The 16,677-nt window shown below is 73.5% G+C and carries 13 protein-coding genes; 7 read left to right on the plus strand and 6 right to left on the minus strand.

Annotation, left to right across the window (positions count from 1 at the left end; all coding sequences use genetic code 11):
• Positions 1-8: 8 nt before the first annotated feature.
• The 4 genes from QT381_RS02800 (at position 9) to QT381_RS02815 (ending at position 3,524) form a co-directional block, all read left to right on the plus strand.
• Complete coding sequence (locus QT381_RS02800) at positions 9-1,214, plus strand: site-specific integrase (RefSeq protein WP_289247185.1); 1,206 nt, start codon at positions 9-11, stop codon at positions 1,212-1,214.
• Positions 1,215-1,345: 131 nt separating this feature from the next.
• Complete coding sequence (locus QT381_RS02805) at positions 1,346-1,768, plus strand: hypothetical protein (RefSeq protein WP_289247186.1); 423 nt, start codon at positions 1,346-1,348, stop codon at positions 1,766-1,768.
• Positions 1,769-1,833: 65 nt separating this feature from the next.
• Positions 1,834-2,094, plus strand: coding sequence for a hypothetical protein (locus QT381_RS02810; protein WP_289247187.1), 261 nt, complete (start codon positions 1,834-1,836; stop codon positions 2,092-2,094).
• Between the two features lie 221 nt (positions 2,095-2,315).
• Positions 2,316-3,524 carry an LCP family protein gene (locus QT381_RS02815; RefSeq protein ID WP_289247188.1) on the plus strand — a complete coding sequence of 403 codons (1,209 nt, stop codon included), beginning with the start codon at positions 2,316-2,318 and terminating at the stop codon, positions 3,522-3,524.
• Positions 3,525-3,563: 39 nt separating this feature from the next.
• On the opposite strand, the gene QT381_RS02820 is transcribed toward QT381_RS02815, so the two are convergent.
• Together QT381_RS02820 and QT381_RS02825 are read right to left on the minus strand one after the other, a co-directional pair.
• Entirely contained in the window at positions 3,564-4,700 is a 1,137-nt protein-coding gene (locus QT381_RS02820) for a hypothetical protein (RefSeq protein ID WP_289247189.1), read from the minus strand.
• A 43-nt stretch (positions 4,701-4,743) separates the two neighbouring features.
• Positions 4,744-6,180 (minus strand): phytoene desaturase family protein, encoded by a 1,437-nt coding sequence (locus tag QT381_RS02825; RefSeq protein ID WP_289247190.1) that lies wholly within the window; start codon positions 6,178-6,180, stop codon positions 4,744-4,746.
• A gap of 100 nt (positions 6,181-6,280) precedes the next feature.
• Here QT381_RS02825 and QT381_RS02830 point away from each other — a divergent pair, with 100 nt between their 5' ends.
• Positions 6,281-7,111 (plus strand): DUF1684 domain-containing protein, encoded by an 831-nt coding sequence (locus QT381_RS02830; protein WP_289247192.1) that lies wholly within the window; start codon positions 6,281-6,283, stop codon positions 7,109-7,111.
• Between the two features lie 185 nt (positions 7,112-7,296).
• On the plus strand, positions 7,297-8,961 hold the full coding sequence (locus QT381_RS02835; protein WP_289247193.1) for a bifunctional 3'-5' exonuclease/DNA polymerase: 1,665 nt from the start codon (positions 7,297-7,299) through the stop codon (positions 8,959-8,961).
• Positions 8,962-9,020: 59 nt separating this feature from the next.
• Here the strand turns inward: QT381_RS02835 and QT381_RS02840 are convergent, their stop codons facing one another.
• Genes QT381_RS02840 through QT381_RS02850 form a run of 3 tightly spaced genes read right to left on the minus strand, consistent with a single transcriptional unit; the run spans position 9,021 to position 13,125 of the window.
• Positions 9,021-11,801 (minus strand): FtsX-like permease family protein, encoded by a 2,781-nt coding sequence (locus tag QT381_RS02840; protein ID WP_289247195.1) that lies wholly within the window; start codon positions 11,799-11,801, stop codon positions 9,021-9,023.
• A complete protein-coding gene (locus QT381_RS02845) occupies positions 11,798-12,511 on the minus strand; it encodes an ABC transporter ATP-binding protein (protein ID WP_289247196.1) in 714 nt (237 codons plus the stop codon). The genes QT381_RS02840 and QT381_RS02845 overlap by 4 nt, the downstream gene beginning before the upstream one ends.
• On the minus strand, positions 12,508-13,125 hold the full coding sequence (locus tag QT381_RS02850; protein ID WP_289247197.1) for a PadR family transcriptional regulator: 618 nt from the start codon (positions 13,123-13,125) through the stop codon (positions 12,508-12,510). Before QT381_RS02850 ends, QT381_RS02845 begins: the two co-directional genes overlap by 4 nt.
• Positions 13,126-13,264: 139 nt before the next feature.
• Between QT381_RS02850 and QT381_RS02855 the strand changes: the two genes are divergently transcribed.
• Entirely contained in the window at positions 13,265-15,310 is a 2,046-nt protein-coding gene (locus tag QT381_RS02855) for an acyltransferase family protein (RefSeq protein WP_289247198.1), read from the plus strand.
• Here QT381_RS02855 and QT381_RS02860 read toward each other — a convergent pair.
• Positions 15,307-16,500, minus strand: coding sequence for a glycosyltransferase (locus tag QT381_RS02860; protein ID WP_289247200.1), 1,194 nt, complete (start codon positions 16,498-16,500; stop codon positions 15,307-15,309). The genes QT381_RS02855 and QT381_RS02860 overlap by 4 nt on opposite strands.
• Positions 16,501-16,677: the final 177 nt, after the last annotated feature.

The following is a 16,677-nucleotide window of genomic DNA, read 5'->3' on the forward strand; positions in this document are numbered from 1 at the left end:
GTGGGCTGATGGCCCGGCCGCCGCTCCCCATCGGGTCATGGGGCAACATCTCCGCCACGAAGGCCGGGGGAGTGTGGCGTGCCCGCACGCGCTTCCGCGACTTCGACGGCACCACGCGCACAGTGGAACGGTCGAGCAGCAAGAGCGAAGGGGCCGCGAAGAACGCGCTCCGCGACTACCTCACGAAACGCATCCACACACCCGACGCCGACACCATCGGCCCCGAGACAACCGTGCAAGCAGCCGCAGAGAAGTGGTACCTCGACGAGATCGAGGGCCAGCAACAGCGCGCCTACGCGCACAACACGCAGACCCGGTACGCGATCTGCATCGACGCGATCATCCGCGGGCTCGGGCAGATGAGACTCCGCGAACTGACCACCGCCCGCGCCGACGTGTTCATCCGTGCGCTCGCAGGCAACAGCGGCCCCTCGGCTGCGAAGACAACGAAGACGGTCCTCTCCGGGGTGCTCGGGATGGCCGCTCGACTCGGCGCTATCCCCACCAACCCGGTGCGCGACGTCGGGCGCGTCCGCGTGGCGACCCCGATCGTGCGAACCCTGAGCTTCGAGCAGCTCGTCGACATCCGCGCGCTACTCGTCGCGGAGACCGAGCGCCGGCAGCGCGACAGCGACCTTCTCGACCCCGTGGAGATGTTCGTCGCCACGGGAGCGCGCATTGGCGAGGTCTTCGCGATCCGCTGGGAAGACCTGTCGCTCGACGACGACATCTCGACAGTCACGATCTCGGGAACGGTCATCCGAGTGACGCGCGAGGGACTAGTGCGCCAGGGCCACCCGAAGACCGGCAAGTCCTTCCGCACCCTGCTTCTCCCGGCTCACGCCGTCGAGATGCTCGGACGGCGCGAGCGCACCAGCGAGTTCGTCTTCGCCTCCGCGCGCGGCGGCCTCCGCGACCCGAACAACTTCCGCACCCAATGGCGGCACGCGATCGCCGAGACCGAGTACGCCGATTGGGTGACGCCGCACACGTTCCGCAAGACGGTGGCCGACGTGCTCGGCGAGGGCAAGGCCACGGAACAGCTCGGGCACGCGGACAAGGCCACAACAAGGCGCCACTACCTCCCTATCGCCCACGTCGGTCCGGACGCACGCGACGAGCTCGAGGCCTTCTGGCGCCCCGCGTTTACCCCGCGGAAACCCCCGGAATCCGACCGAACCCGAGGGAATCAGATGGAAGCGCGCCGCTTGTAAAGGATGCTCTGACCAGCAAGAAAGGGAACCCGATGGAGTGATGTGGAGTCATCCTCGGCGAATCCGTCGGTCACGGGTTCAAGTCCCGTCCGCCCTACTCGCCCCTGTGCGCGCTCGCGTAGCGTCGAGGCATGACCGCGTGCGCAGAGCTGGCCGACCTCGCCGATCGGCTCGCGCGCGGGACCAGCGATCCGCGCGAGTTCCTCGTCGCGCTCGGGCGGGAGGCGGCCGGCATCCGTCCGGGCGTGATCGGCGTGGCGGATCTTGCGCGCGGCGGCCGCAACACGATCCCCGGCCGCGGGATGCGCGCCGAGTTCGACGACGGGACCGACGGCCAGGTGCGCCACTTCGCGGGCATCGCGAGCGCCCAGGAGCGGCTCGGCGGGCGGCGCACGCGGCAGCTCGCGATCCGGCTGCTGGGCGACGCGCCGGACTCCGCCGACGGCCGCCTGTCCGACGCGGCGATCGCGTTCGCCGAGGGGGTGCGCGACGGCAGCATCCCGCTCACCGCCGCCGGCGCGTGGATCCGCGACCACGTGTGCGGCGCATCCTGAGCGCCGTTGGCGTGTCGCGTCCGCACCGTCTATCGTCGAACATACGTTCGAGAGAGGCGGATGCGATGGGCTACATCGGCGCGACGGTCACGGTGTGGACGGCGGGCGACGGCACGCCCGAGCGGCTCGTCTGGAACCGACGGCGCTACCGGGTGAGCGACACCCCGACGCTGCTCGAGCTGGACTGGGCGGCAATCACGCATCCGCCGAGCGGCCCGCCGATCTGGCGCTTCCAGGGCACCGACGAGCAGGGCTCGACGCGCGTCTTCGACGTGCGGCACATCGACGCCACCGACGAGTGGTGGCTGCTGCGCGCGTACGATTGAGCGTGGCGCCGGGTGAACCCGGAGTGAACGCCCGGTAGCATGGCCTCTTCGCAACGATGCTCTCGGGCATCGTCGCGCCCGACAGCCGACCACCCGGGGGGACCGTGGCCGAACCGACGAGACGCGACCTTGCCGCCGAACGGCGTGGCAAGGGCGCTACGAAGCCGGTGCGTCACGGGCGACTGCGCCCGGCATCCGAATGGCCGGGGATCCTGCGCGTGGTGGCGACCGTGGTGTCCGTGTCGCTCGTCGTCTCGGTGTCGCTCGCGGCGGTCGTGGTGTGGTCGTTCGGACTCAGAATCGCGAAGAACGCCTTCGAGATCTCGGGCGAGCAGACGCTCCCGAACATCTCGGTCGGCGAGATCGACGGGGGCTTCAACCTGCTCGCCGTCGGCGTCGACAACGACCCCAAGCAGGGCAACCGCTACGGCAAGCGCGGCGGAACGCTCAACGACGTGAACATCCTGCTGCACGTCGCCGCCGACCACCGCTCGGCCACCGCCGTGAGCCTGCCGCGCGACCTCGTCATCCCGCACCCGGCGTGCACCGACCCGGAGACCGGCGCGGTGTACGCCGCGATGAGCGCGCAGCCGCTCAACGTCGCATACGGACGCGGGGGCATGTCGTGCGTCGTCACGACGATCGAGAAGCTCACCGGCCTCAACATCCCGTATGCCGCCCAGCTGTCGTTCGACGCGGTCGTGAAGATGACGGATGCGGTGGGCGGCGTCACCGTCTGCCTCGCCGACCCCATCAAGGACAAGAAGGCCGACCTCGACCTGCCCGCCGGCATGCAGACCATCTCGGGCCGGAACGCGCTCGGCTTCCTGCGCACGCGCCACGGCGTCGGCGACGGCAGCGACCTCGCGCGCATCTCGGTCCAGCAGATCTACCTGTCCGCACTCGTGCGCCAGGTGAAGAGCGCCGACACGCTCACGAACCCCGCGAAGCTCTACGCCCTCGCGGATGCCGCGGCGAGCTCCGTCAAGCTGTCCACCTCGCTCGCGTCACCGGACACGATGGTCGCGATCGCGAAGACGCTGCGCACGATCGACCTGTCGACGATGACGTTCATCCAGTACCCGGGGAGCACGGGCGACAAGCGCTACCCGGGCAAGGTCGTGCCGAACGTCGCGGCGGCGACGCAGCTCTTCGCCGCCATCGAGGCCGACCGCCCGGTCAAGGCATCGTCGATCGGCCGCGGCTCCGAGGAGAGCACGCCGACCCAGGCGCCGACGGATGCGGCCACCGAGTCGCCGAGCCCGACCGGGACGCCGACGACGAAGCCGACGCACACGCAGACGCCGGCTCCGACGGAGACGCCGACCCCGACGGACACCCCCGCGCCGACGGCGACGAGCGAGACCATCTCGAACTCGTTCGGCCAGACCGCCGACCAGCAGACCTGCGCGCGCGGCTACCTCAAGTAGCGGACTCGCGCACGCCGCGGGCGCGCGACAGGGGCGCCGTCAGCGCGCGGGATGCCGCAGCGGCGGGTGCTCGCCGACACCGGTGGTGAGGCGCACGAGCGCGAGCACCGCGGAGACGTCGTCGAGCGCCATCCGCTCGCCGTCCTCGCCGCGCGCGATCTCGGACCGCTCGCGCAGCACCGTCGCGCTCAGCAGCCCGTCGCCGATCTCGAGGTCGGGCCGCGTCTGGCGGGTGTCGAAGTCGTAGGTCAGGTGCACCTCGGCGGCGCCGGTGGCCCGCCACCAGGCGACCCAGTCGGGATCGGTCACGAGGTGGCCGACGAGCTCCTCGAGCGCGCGCAGATAGCGTTTCGGCACGCGCTCCAGCGGGCCGCCGCCGATCGTGAACGTGATCGCGTCGACGTCCTCGACGCGGATGCGCGGCAGCGCGCCGTCGGGCACGGGCGTGGCGGGGGCGAGCGGCGCGCGGGCGCCGCGGAGGTCGCGCACCCGCCCGGTGGCGACCTCGACCTCGACGCGCACGCGCTTGGCCCGCAGCGCGATCGTCCCCTCGTCGGTCCAGCGGACCGAACGGTCGAGCGTGCGGAACGCGGAGCGCGAGCTGCCGACGACGAACGGCTCGGAGCGCGCGAGCACCTCGCCCGCGACGCTCGCGACCGTGAGCCGGGCGCGCCCGAGTCCGTCGTCGGGGAGGTCGACCTCGAGCCGCGTGCGCAGGCCGCCGAGGCCGTCGTGCCACTCGCCCACCCAGGTGTACGCGTAGTCGGCGGCGCGCACGACATCCATCGCCCGGCCGAGTCCCGCGGTGTCCCAGCCGCGGTGCTCGCCGATCGCGCGGGCCGCGAGCTCGAGCACGTCGGCGACGTAGAACGCGCGCAGCGGCTCCTCGAGCAGGTGGAACCCCCTCGGCAGCAGCACGGATGCCGTCTCGGCGCCCCGGTTCGACGGCCGCACGTCCGGGTGCACGACGATCTCGTCCCCGGCCGGCTCCGGATCGAGGTCGAGCTCGATGTCGCGCCCCTCGGCGCGCACGCCCTCGCGCTCGAGCGCGACGCGGAACGCCTCGCTGACCCGGCGCGACGTGCGCAGGAAGGCGTCGTTCTCCGGCGCGTCGTCCCAGCGCTTGTGCGGGGCGCCGCGATCCGGCCACACCCACACCCTGGTCAACCGAGGCACGCGCCCACTCTGGCACATCGTCCCTCCGCGGGCGATGAGCGGGTCAGGCCGGCGGCGTCGCGAACGGCGTGTCGCGGATGCCGAACACGTCGCGCAGCGCGAGGCGCGCCGCGTGCCAGCCGGCCATGCCGTGCACGCCGGGCCCCGGCGCCGCGGACGACGACGCGAGGTAGAACCCCGGCAGCGGCGTGCGCCACGGCTCCGCGGCGAGCACCGGCCGGGCGGCGAGCTGGCGGAGCGACACCGCCCCGCCCGTGATGTCGCCGCCGACGTCGTTCGGGTTGTCGCGCTCGATGTCGATCGCCGTACGTGCGCTCACCGCGAGCACGAGGTCGCGCACGCCCGGCGCCGCCCGCTCGAGCGCGGCGAGCACGCGCTCGGTCGGGTCGTCGGGCGATCCGGCCGGCACGTGCAGGTAGGCCCACAGGGTGTGGGCGCCGGCGGGCGCACGGCCCGGGTCGACGATGCTCGGCTGGGCGACCAGCACGAACGGCCGCTCGGGGATGCGGCCGGCGTGCACCTCCGTCTCGGAGCGGCGCACGCTCGACGCCGAGCCGCCGAGGTGCACGGTCGGGGCGCTGCGCAGCGCCGCATCGAGCCACGGCACGGCGCCGGCGAGCGCGAGGTCGACCTTGGCGACGCCGGGCGCCCGGCGGAACCGGCGCAGCGCGCGGCGATAGCGCTCCGGAATCCGCGGGTCGGCGGCGAGCAGGGCGGGGGAGGTGTCGAGCAGCACCGCTCGGGCCGGCTCCAGGTCCGCGAGCGACCGCACCTCGGCATCCGTCTCGATCACGCCGCCGTGGGCCGTGAGGTCCGCGGCGAGGGCGTCGGTGATCGCCTGCGACCCGCCGATCGGCACCGGCCAGCCTCCGGTGTGTCCGAACAGTGCGAGGCCGATGCCCGCGGCGGTGCCCGCGAGCGACGGCGGCCGGGTCAGGGCGTGCGCGACGACCCCGGAGAGCAGCGCGGCCGCATCGCCGGAGCCGAGCCCCGGCGCCGTGGCGATCGCCGTGGAGAGCGCGAAGGATGCCGCGGCGGCCGGGTCGCGCGGCACGCGCAGCAGCGCGTTCTGCGTGAGTGCCGTGACGCCCGCCGCCCGTGCGACGAGGGGCGCGAACGTCGACCGCCAGAACACCCCGTCGCGGCCGAGCGCCGCCACGGTGTCGTCGAGCGAGCGGAGCGCGAGCACGGCGCGGCCGTCGTCGAGCACGTGCGCGAACGAGACGTCGGGCACCGCGAACGCGACCCGGTCGGTGAGGCCCCAGGCGCGGAAGAACGGCGACTGGATCGCGGCCGGATGGATCGCGCTGCACACGTCGTGGCGGAAGCCCGGGAGGGTGAGCTCCCGGGTGCGCGCGCCGCCGCCGATCGTCGCGTTGCGCTCGAGCACGCGCACCGCGAGGCCCGCGTGGGCTAGGGTGACGGCCGCGGCGAGTCCGTTCGGTCCCGAGCCGACGACCACCGCATCCGCTCGCTCCATGCCGTCACCCTAGGCGGCGGGAGGACGCGCCGGGGCGGGGCCGGAAATGTTCTGCGCGTCGAGATGGTTGCAGGCCGGGACTTCACGACAGGATGGACCCATGGCAGAGACCGCGATCCCGACGACCCCCGAAGAGCTCCTCGACGTGTTCCACTCCCGCCGGGAGCTCGCGGTCACGCAGCCGAAGGGCAATCTCGCGCTCGTCGGCACGCAGTGGGTCGACGTCGAGCAGACCATCTACGGCGTGCCCGGCACGTGGGCGCCGCTGCCCGCCGGACAGTCCGGGCTGCTGCTGACGGCGACCGCGGCCGACGACATCCTCGTCGACGGGGCGCTCGTCGACGGGGAGGCGGTCGTGCGCGGCAAGGACCACGAGAACCCGAGCGAGGTGGTGTTCGGTCCGACGACGACCGGGTTCGTGATCGCGAGCGAGGACGGCCGCTACGCGCTGCGCGTCTGGGACTCCAACTCGGAGGCGATCCAGGAGTTCGGCTCGATCGACCGGTTCCCCTACAACCACGACTGGGTCATCACGGGCCGGTTCCGGCCCATCGACGGCGGCGCGACGCTCGGCTTCGAGCACCTCAAGGACGAGGGCAAGACCCGCGAGATGGTCATCCCGGGCGAGATCACGTTCGCCAAGGACGGCGTCGAGTACAACCTCGCGGCGTTCAAGTCGGGGCGGGCGCTGCAGCTCGTGTTCGCGGACGCGACGAACGGCGACTCGACCTACAGCGTCGGGCGCTTCCTGTTCGTCGCGCCCAACGCGGACGGCTCGATCACCCTCGACTTCAACCGCGCGGTGCTGCCGCCGTGCGCGTTCAGCTACAACTTCAACTGCCCGCTGCCGCCCAAGCAGAACCGCTTCGCCGTGCCGATCGAGGCGGGCGAGAAGAACGTGCTGAAGAAGGACGGCTCGCTGCTGCACTGACCCCGCGGGAGCCGCCCCGCGCGCCGAGAGTTCGGAAATTCAGGAGTTACGTCGCGGGTGGGTGCCCCGCGCGGCGTGTTGCGCTGAGCGTGCGACGTAACTCCTGAATTTCCGAACTCTCGGCCGGGCGGAGGCGGGCGCGGGTGCGCGGCGCGGGCGTCGGCGGCGCACGGGAGACTGGAGCGGTGTTCATCGTGCTCGCCCGTACCGCCGCGGGGGTCGTCGCCCGGCGGCTCGCCGACGACGGCGCGGACGAGGGCACGGATGCCGTGGCCGACCCCGCCGCGTACGTCGCGCAGTTCGAGCCGCGGCGTCCGCGCTGGGTCTGGGACGACACGCGCCGCTGGTATCCGGCGCTGCTCGCCGCGGGGGTCCGCGTCGAGCGGTGCGTCGATCTGCGGCTGAGCCACGCGATCCTGCGTGCGTCGCGCCTCACGGCCCGCAGCGAGCTCGCCCGCGCGGCGCCCGGCCCGTGGGACGCGCTGCCCGCCGAGCCCGAGCCGTCCGTGCCCCGCTCCGATCGGGGCGAGGCGCTGTTCGCGCTCGACGAGCCCGCCGTCGACCCCGCGCCCGACCTCGACCCGGTCGCGGAGTGGCGGCTGCAGCGCGCCGCGGTCGCCGGGTCGGGGGAGTCCGGGCGGCTCGGCCTGCTGCTCGCGGCGGAGAGCGCTGGCGCGCTCGTCGCGTGCGAGCTGCACCACACGGGGCTCCCGTTCGACGTCGAGCGCCACGACGCGACGCTCACCGAGCTGCTCGGCCCGCGCCCGACCGGCACTCAGCGCCCGGCCCGGCTCGAGGCGCTGAAGGGCGCGATCGACGAAGCGCTCGGCTTCGCGGTCAATCCCGACAGCGCGGTCGAGCTGCTCCGGGGGCTGCAGCGCGCCGGCATCCGCGTCGAGTCGACGCGCTCCTGGGAGCTCAAGCGCATCGAGCACCCGGTGATCGCGCCGCTGCTGGAGTACAAGAAGCGCTCCCGGCTGCTGACCGCGAACGGATGGCGCTGGAGCGACGAGTGGGTCGCCGACGGCCGCTTCCGCGCGGTCTACGTGCCCGGCGGCGTCGTCACGGGGCGCTGGGCCGCGAGCGGCGGCGGGGCGCTGCAGCTGCCGAAGGAGGTGCGCGGCGCGGTCGTCGCCGATCCGGGCTGGGCGCTCGTCGTCGCGGACGCCGCCCAGCTCGAGCCGCGCGTGCTCGCGGCGATGAGCGGCGACGCGGGGCTCGCGCGCGCCGGACGCAGCGACCTCTACGAGGGCATGGTGGCATCCGGGGCCGTGGACACCCGCGCGCACGCGAAGGTCGCGATGCTCGGAGCGATGTACGGCGCGACGACCGGGCGCAGCGGCGCGCTGCTGCCCGGGCTCGCGCGCGCCTACCCGCGAGCGATGCGCCTCGTCGACGACGCCGCGCGCGCGGGGGAGCGCGGCGAGACCGTGTCCACGCTGCTCGGACGCACCTCGCCGCCGCCCGGCGACGAGTGGCTCGCGGTGCAGCGGCGCGCCGGAGCGGATGCCGCATCCGACGCCCGCGCGCGCTCCTGGGCGCGCTCGCAGGGCCGCTTCACGCGCAACTTCATCGTGCAGGGCACGGCGGCGGAGTGGGCGCTGAGCTGGATGGGAATCCTGCGCGGCAGGCTCTGGGAGCGCGGCGCGGGCTCACTCGACGAGCGGCCGCACCTCGTCTTCTTCCTGCACGACGAGGTCGTCGTGCACGCGCCCGAGAACGACGTCGAGGGCGTACTCGCCGACGTACGCGACGCCGCCGTAGCGGCCGGCCGCCTGCTGTTCGGGGAGGCGCCGGTCGACTTCCCGGTCACCGCGGTCGCGGTCCGGTCGTACGCCGATGCCAAGTAGGCCTGTCACCGTTCGCTGAGTAGCTCGCGACGAGGGAGCGCGCGTGTCGAAGCGCGTGCTCACGCGATCGCCGATCGGCCGAGCAGCCCGGCGCGCGGCGCGCGGGCGGTGAGCCAGACGCCGATCGCGATGGCGAGCGGCACGCCGATCGCGATCGAGCCGAGCGCCGGCCACGGCACGGTGAACACGACGCCGAGCCCAATCCCGCCGCCGACCGCCTCGCCCGCGGCGAGCGCGGCGAACTCGGCGAACCCGAGAGCGGCGCCGAGCCACGCGCCGAGAAGGCAGATTACGAGCGTCTGCCAGAAGCCGAAGGCGCGCCGCAGCCCCGGTGACGCTCCGACGGCGGAGAGCACGGCGTCGTCGCGGCGACCGTCCGAACGCGACAGGCCGATCGCCACGGAGGTCGCGGCGAGCATCACGATGGCGCTGATGACGAGCACGAGCCACTGCCAATCCCCGAATCGGTCGGGGCCGCGCTCGACGGTGAGTTCAGGAGCGTTCGGAGCGACGCCCGAGACCGCCTTCTGCGCCGCGTCGAGCTGGGCGTCGGTCGGTGGCGCTGCGAGCTGGGCGATCACCATGCGCGGTCCCACCGTCACACCGAGCGACGTGGCGGTTTCGGGTGTCATGAAGAGCGAGAACGCGCCGGGTCGTTCGATCGGCACGGCGAGCGCGGGCACCGTCGTGGTGCGCACCGGGGCGACGTCGGGTATGTCGATGTCCTTCGCGGGATCCCACCAGGCGATCGTCGCGTTCCCCTCGTGCACGTACTGCGGGAACGACGTCACGACGCCCCCGTCGGCGAGCACGGCGCGGGCCGCCGCGTCGAGCCGTGCTCCGAGCGCGACGGCGATCGCATCCGCATCGCCGACCCACAGGTTGCCGCCGTAGCCGTCGGTGCTGACGCTCGAGAACGGGTTCGGCTGCTGGCAGCGGTAGTCCGCGGCCGGGTCGTAATGACTCGATCGGGTGTCCCACGGGCACAGGGCGTCCGGTGCCGGTTCCGCCACGGGCACGAGCGCCGCCGGATCGGGCTGGGTGACGGTCGAGAGGACGACGGTGCTCTGAGGCGTCAGCGCGCTCTCGAGAGCCTGCACGTACGGCTCCGGACGAAGGGCGCCGGCGTCGTCGAGGTTCTCGTCCCACACCCGCAGATCGACGCCCACCTGATCGGGTGCGAGTCGCGCCTGGTAGCGCTCGTCCACGCCCTCCTGGCCGCCGGAGATGAGTCCGACGATGAGCACAGACACGAACACCGTCGACATCACGACCGCGATGGCCGGCACCGACCTACTCGGATTGCGGGCGGTGTCCCGCGCGGCGAGTCGCAGCGCGAGCGGTCCGCGTCCGACGAGTTGAGCTGCGGTACGGAGGAGCAGCGGCGCGACGACGATTCCGGCGATGAGCGCCACCCCCGGTCCGGCGGCGAGCAGAGTGATGACCCATCCGAGCATCTGGTGGTAGTCGGCGACGCGGCTCTCATCCGTCCGCCACGCGGTGATGACCGCGAGCAGCACGAGGCCGAGAGCGGTGAGGGCGATCCCGGCGAGGAAGACCACGATCGCGATGACGGGCGTGCGACGGCGAGGAGCGGGCGGGCGGCTCGTGCCGCGTAGAGTCGCGACGATGTCGATCCGGGTCGACAGGTGCGCCGGCACGAGCGCCGCAGCCCACGCGGCGAGCGCGGCCAGGGCGGCCAGTAGCGCGAGCTGGAGCACGTCGACGTGGTACCCCGGGAACTGCGTACGGCTGCCGTCGCGCGTGAGGGACATCACGAGCGCCGCGACCGGAAGGCTGAGCAGAGCCCCCGCCGCAGCACCCGCGATCCCCGTGACGAGGCCGCTCAGCGCGACCACGCGACTCACCGTGCGCCGCTCGGCCCCGACGCTCGAGAGCACGGCGAACATCCGCTGCTGCTGGCGCGCGCCGACGAGCAGGGCGGATGCCGCGAGCAGGCCGACTTGGAGCAGCGCGAACACGAGCAGGATCGCGATCCACGCCCCACCCCATCCGCCGCCGCCGTAGTCCGGGATGGGGGCGACGGAGGGCGGGTCGGTCGCGACCGCTCGCGACAGCGCCGTGATGCCGTAGCCGTTGAGTGCGAGCACATCCGACCACGCGACCGTGGTGTCGCCGAGCACGAAGTACTGGGTCTGGAACGAGGAGTCGACGGTCGGCGGCCCGTAGGAACGCGGGAGGAAGATCTCCGTTCCCGCGGTCGGCAGGTGCGAGCTCTGCAGGACGCCGACGACGGTGTAGGTCGCGCCCGTCGGCTGTGTGACCGTGAGCAGGGAGCCGACGTGCGTACCCAGGCGAGCGAGTGCGCCGGGACTGACCATGATCTCGTCCTCGGATGCAGGTCGTCGTCCGTCGACCAGCGAGTACCGCCCCTCGAGCTGAGGATCCGCGGCATCGCCCACGACGGCCTCGATTCCGGCGACGCCGGTGGTGGTCTCGACCGTGACCTGTTCGGTGTCGACGCGCGCGAGGCGCCATGACGACGGTGCGACCGAGGAGACGTCGCTCACCCACCCGCCCTCGTCACTGTTGTCCGACGAGGCGTAGTCGAAGAGATCGGGGTTCACGGGGGATTGCACGAGACCGCTGTGCTCGGGGGCTCGGATCTCGAGCACGGCCTGGGTGCCGCCGAGCTCGTTCGCGACCCGCTCGGCGACCGTCGGCGTTCCGCTCGCGACGATGGTCGAGAGAGTCCCGACTCCGATCACCGGGATGGCGATGAGCGCGGCGACGAGGAGTGTGCGACCGGGTGCGGCGTGGGCGACGCGCACGGCGAGGCGCAGCGCGGCGCGGCCCGAGCGCGGGTGCGCCCGGCTCACGCCAGCACGCTCTCGACGGATGCCGCGCGGGACTCGTCCACGACGCGGCCGTCGCGCAGGAAGACGATGCGGTCGGCCCAGGCGGCGTGGCGCGCGTCGTGGGTGACCAGGAGCGCGCCGGCGCCCGCGTCGACGCGCTCGCGCAGCATCCGCAGCACCGCCTCGCCCGTGGTCGAGTCGAGTGCTCCGGTCGGCTCGTCGGCGAGCACGAGCGAGCGGTCGCCGACGACCGCGCGCGCGATGGCGACGCGCTGCTGCTGGCCGCCGGAGAGGTCGGCGGGGAAGTGCGACGCGCGGTCGGCCAGATCGACGTCGGCGAGGGCGTCGCGCGCGGCGCTGCGCGCCCTGCGGGTGCGCCAGCCGTCGAGCTCGAGCGGCAGGCTGACGTTCTCGAGCGCGGTGAGCACGGGGATGAGGTTGAAGTCCTGGAAGACGAAGCCGAGGGAGCGCCGGCGCAGCGCCGCCATCCGCTTCGGGCTCAGAGAGCTGAGCCATTCGCCGTCGACGATGACCTCGCCGCTCGTCGGGGCGGCGAGGCCGCCGGCGACCGTGAGGAGCGTCGACTTGCCCGAGCCGGACGCTCCCATCACGGCGACGAGCTCGCCGCGGTCGACCTCGAGATCGACTCCGGAGAGGGCCGTGACGGCGGTCTCGCCCGATCCGTACTGCACCGACACGCCGTCGAGCCGCAGCAGCGGGGCGGCGCTCATCGCGAGGTCCCGTCCGTGCCGGAGACGGATGCCGTGGCCGTCCGGCGCGCACGCGGCGCCACGCCCGTGAGGCCGCGTGGCTCGACGCGGTCGCCGAGCCGGGCGAGCCGCGCCTCCGTGTGGTCGAGCCAGCGCGCCTCCGCCTCGGCCTGGAAGATGAGCGCGTCGACGAGCAGCAGCCAGGCGAGGTCGTCGGCCGACTCGGGGTCGCTCGTCGCCGACTTCGTGCGGGTGAGCTCCTGCAGCGTGCGCAGCGTCGCGACGCGCTGCACCTGGATCACGCGAGCGATGTCGACGCCGGGCAGGGTGACCGCGAGGGCGAGCTTGATCGCGAGCTCGTCGCGCGTCGACGTGCCGCGCTCGACGGGGGAGGCGAGCCAGGCGGCGACCTCCGCGCGGCCCGCGGCGGTGATCGCGTACAGCGCGCGGCCCGCCTCGCCGTCGCCCTCCCGGGACACGAGGCCGTCGCGCTCGAGACGGTCGAGCGTCGTGTAGACCTGGCCGACGTTGACGGGCCAGGTGCCGCCGGTGCGGCTCTCGAACTCCGCGCGCAGCAGATAGCCGTGGCACGGCGCCTGATCGAGGATGGCCAGCAGGCCGAGACGGACGGACATCGCGCTCCCTGGGATTGCATACCGAGTGACTAGATACCGAGTATGCAAACACGGGAGCCTGTCCGGGGCAAGTCCGACACGCCGGGTGGACCCGTCGTCGGTTCACCGTCGCGTCACCTCGCGCCCCTAGCGTCACGCCGTGGCCCGTGCATTCCGCCCCGACATCCAGGGGCCGCGCGCGGTGGCCGTGGCCCTCGTCGTCGCCTACCACCTCGCCCCGGGCGCACTGCCGGGCGGCTTCGTCGGCGTCGACGTGTTCTTCGTCATCTCCGGCTTCCTCATCACGGGGCACCTGGTGCGGGAGGCGGATGCCGCCGGTCGCGTCGACCTGCTCGCGTTCTGGGCGCGCCGCATCCGTCGCCTGCTCCCGTCGGCCGCGATCGTGCTGATCGCGTGCCTCGGCCTCACGATCGCCGTGGTGCCGCGATCGCTGTGGGAGCGCACGGTGACGCAGATCGCCGCGAGCGCGCTCGACGTGCAGAACTGGGCGCTCGCGAGCGAATCCGTCGACTACCTCGCCGCGGACGCGACGCCGACCCTCGTGCAGCACTTCTGGTCGCTGAGCGTCGAGGAGCAGTTCTACCTCGCGTGGCCGGTGCTCGTGCTCATCGCGTGCGTCGTCGGATCCCGGCGCACGCTCGGGCGGCGTCTCGTCATAGCGTTCGCGGTCGTCGCGCTCGCCTCGCTCGCGCTGAGCGTCGCGCTGACCGCGACCGACCCCGCGGTCGCCTACGTGCACACCGGCACCCGCGCGTGGGAGTTCGCGTCCGGCGGCCTGCTCGCGCTCGCGGGCGGGGCAGCGGGAGCACGGATGCCGCTCGCGGCCGGAGGAGCGCGAGCACGGCCGCCGCGCGCCCTCGGCGCACTGGGGCTGCTCGCGATCGGGGCGGCATCCGTGCTCTACTCCGGGGACACGCCGTTCCCGGGCTTCGCTGCGGCGCTCCCGGTGGCCGGTGCCGTGCTGCTCATCGCGACGGGCGGCGGCCCGGCCCCGCTGCGCGCGCTGCTCGGGAGCCGCCCGTTCCGCCTCGTCGGCGACGCCTCGTACGCGCTCTACCTCTGGCACTGGCCGCTCATCGTCGTCGCGCCCTACGTGACACGACGCCCGCTGAGCGTGATCGACGGCATCGCGGTCGTCGCGCTCGCGGCGGCGCTCGCCGCGGCGACGACCTGGGGTCTCGAGACGGTCGTCCGGCGCTCGCGGCCGCGGCCGCGCGCCACGTACGGCGTCGCCGCGGTCGTCGCCGGCGCGCTCGTCGTCGCGTCGGTCGTCACGGTCGTCGTCGTGCAGGCCTCGACGGTGCAGACGGCCCGCGCGGTCGCCGTGGCGGAGACGAACGACCCGTGTTTCGCCTCCCGGGCGATGGTCGACGCGTCATGCACCGATCCGTTCGCCGACCCCGCCGGCCTCGACGCCGCGTTCTGGGCCCAGGACAAGGGCACGCTCGGCACCTGCAACTCGGCGGCCGAGTCGGCCGAGGTCTGCGCGTTCGGCGACACGGCCGACCCGTCGCGCACGATCGCCCTCGTCGGCAACTCGCACGCCGGCCACCTGGTCGCCGCCCTCGACGCCTACGGTCGATCGCACGGCTGGCGCGTGCTGCTGATGCGGAAGACCGGCTGCTCGGGCATCCTCACCGCGGCGGTCATCGCCACGCAGCGCGCCGGCTGCGTCGCGTGGTCGCGCTCCGTTCGGGGCGTGATCGACGACCCGTACGAGGGTGTCGACGTCGTGGTGCTCGCGTCGAACGACGAGGGCACGCACTACGTGAGCACGGCACCGCTGGGCGCCCGTGACCGCGCGACCGTCGTCGCGGGCTACGCCGCCGACATCCGCGCGCTCGAAGCCGCCGGACACCCGGTGCTCGTCGTCGGCGACGTGCCGATCTCCGCGGTCGCCGTGCCGGAGTGCCTCGACGAGCACCGCGGCGAGACCGACCCGTGCTCGCAGCCCGATCGCGGCGCGGATGACGACCTCGTGGCCGAGGCGGGCGCGGCGGCCGGCGCCCCGGCGTTCCCGCTCCGGCCGTACTTCTGCTCGGACGGACGGTGTCACGTGATCATCGGCGGCGTTCCGACCTACATCGACGAGCACCACCTCACGGCGACGTACTCCCGCTCGCTCGCCGACCGGCTCGGCGACGCGGTCGCGGCTGTGCTCGAGCCGGATGCGGCGGGCGGCTAGCTCGCCTCGGCCCGGGCCCGGTCGTAGACCGCCGTGATGCGCTCGACGAACCGGGCGCCGGAGAACTCGGCGGCATCCGCTGCCGCCGCCTCGCCGATCGCCCGCAGTCGCGCCGGGTCGCCGACGAGACCGACGATGGCCTCGCCGAGGGCCGCCGCGCCGGCGCCCGCCGCGAGCACGCCGCCGTGCGCGAGCCCCTCCGCGAGCCGCTCGTCGCAGTACAGCACGCCGCGGTGCCGGGACACCGCCTCGGCGATCGTCATCGGCTGGTTGTCGAAGCCGACCGAGGTGAGCACGACGAGAGCTCCGCGGTCGATGAGCTCGATCACCCGCGCGTGCGGCAGCGCGCCGTGCACGACGACCCCGGGTCGGTCCCGCAGCAGGGCGCGCACGGCGCCCAGTTGCGAGCCGTCGCCGACGATGTCCACGCCGAACGGCGCCGCGCCGTGGTCGAGCGCGTGCAGCACGGCCTCGGCGAACACGACCGGGCGCTTCTCCGGCTCGACCCGGGCGATCCAGACCAGTCGCGGTGCGCCCTCGTCGGGCAGGGCGACGGCGGGCGCGGCCGAGGTCGCGATCGGGTTCGGCACGACCGCGACCGGACGGCCGACGAGCGCCGCCTCGAGGTCGCGCGCCTGGTGGGCGGACGGCGAGACGACGACATCCGCCCGCTCGGCCATCGCGAGCGTGAGGTTCCGCAGCAGGCTGTCGGTCGGCCGATCCGCGAGCGGGGTGTCGCCGATCCGCGCGCCCGTCACGCGCCGCAGCAGCAGGCCCACGAGCGGCGCCGCGAGCGTCGGCAGCAGGCCGGTCGACTGCCAGTAGAAGGTGTGCACGGTGTGCACCACCGGGATCCGCGCCTCGTAGGCGGCGGTCGTCGCGGCGTGCGCGAGCCCGAACTCGGTCTGCACGTGCACGACGTCGACCGCGCGCTCGACGAGGAACGTCCGCAGCAGCGCGCGCGTGGCACCCGTGTTCCGGATCACCGGCAGCTGCAGCGCCGGCACCGTGAACGCGGGTCTCAGACGGATGCCGTCGGCCCGCGTCTCGGTGCGGGCCGCCGACCGGTCCGGCGCGATGAGCAGCACCTCGTGGCCGGCGCGCTCGAGCGCCGCCCGCTGCTCGAGCATCGACGTCTGCGCTCCGCCCACGTAGTCGAGGTAGTAGTCGCTCACGATCGCGATGCGCACGGCGGATCCTCCCGTCCCGGATCGGGTCGCACCGAGCCTATCCACGGATGCGGTCCCCGGAATCACACGCTTGTGATTACGCGCGGGAGTCTGGCATCATCGCTGTAGCGGTTCATCCGCTCACGTTCCGCCAATTTCATACGGGTCGCCGTTCAATCCGGTCTCAGGTCGATGGGG

Origin of the sequence: Galbitalea sp. SE-J8, from assembly GCF_030345695.1 — a bacterium.
Taxonomy (GTDB): Bacteria; Actinomycetota; Actinomycetes; order Actinomycetales; family Microbacteriaceae; genus JAUASV01.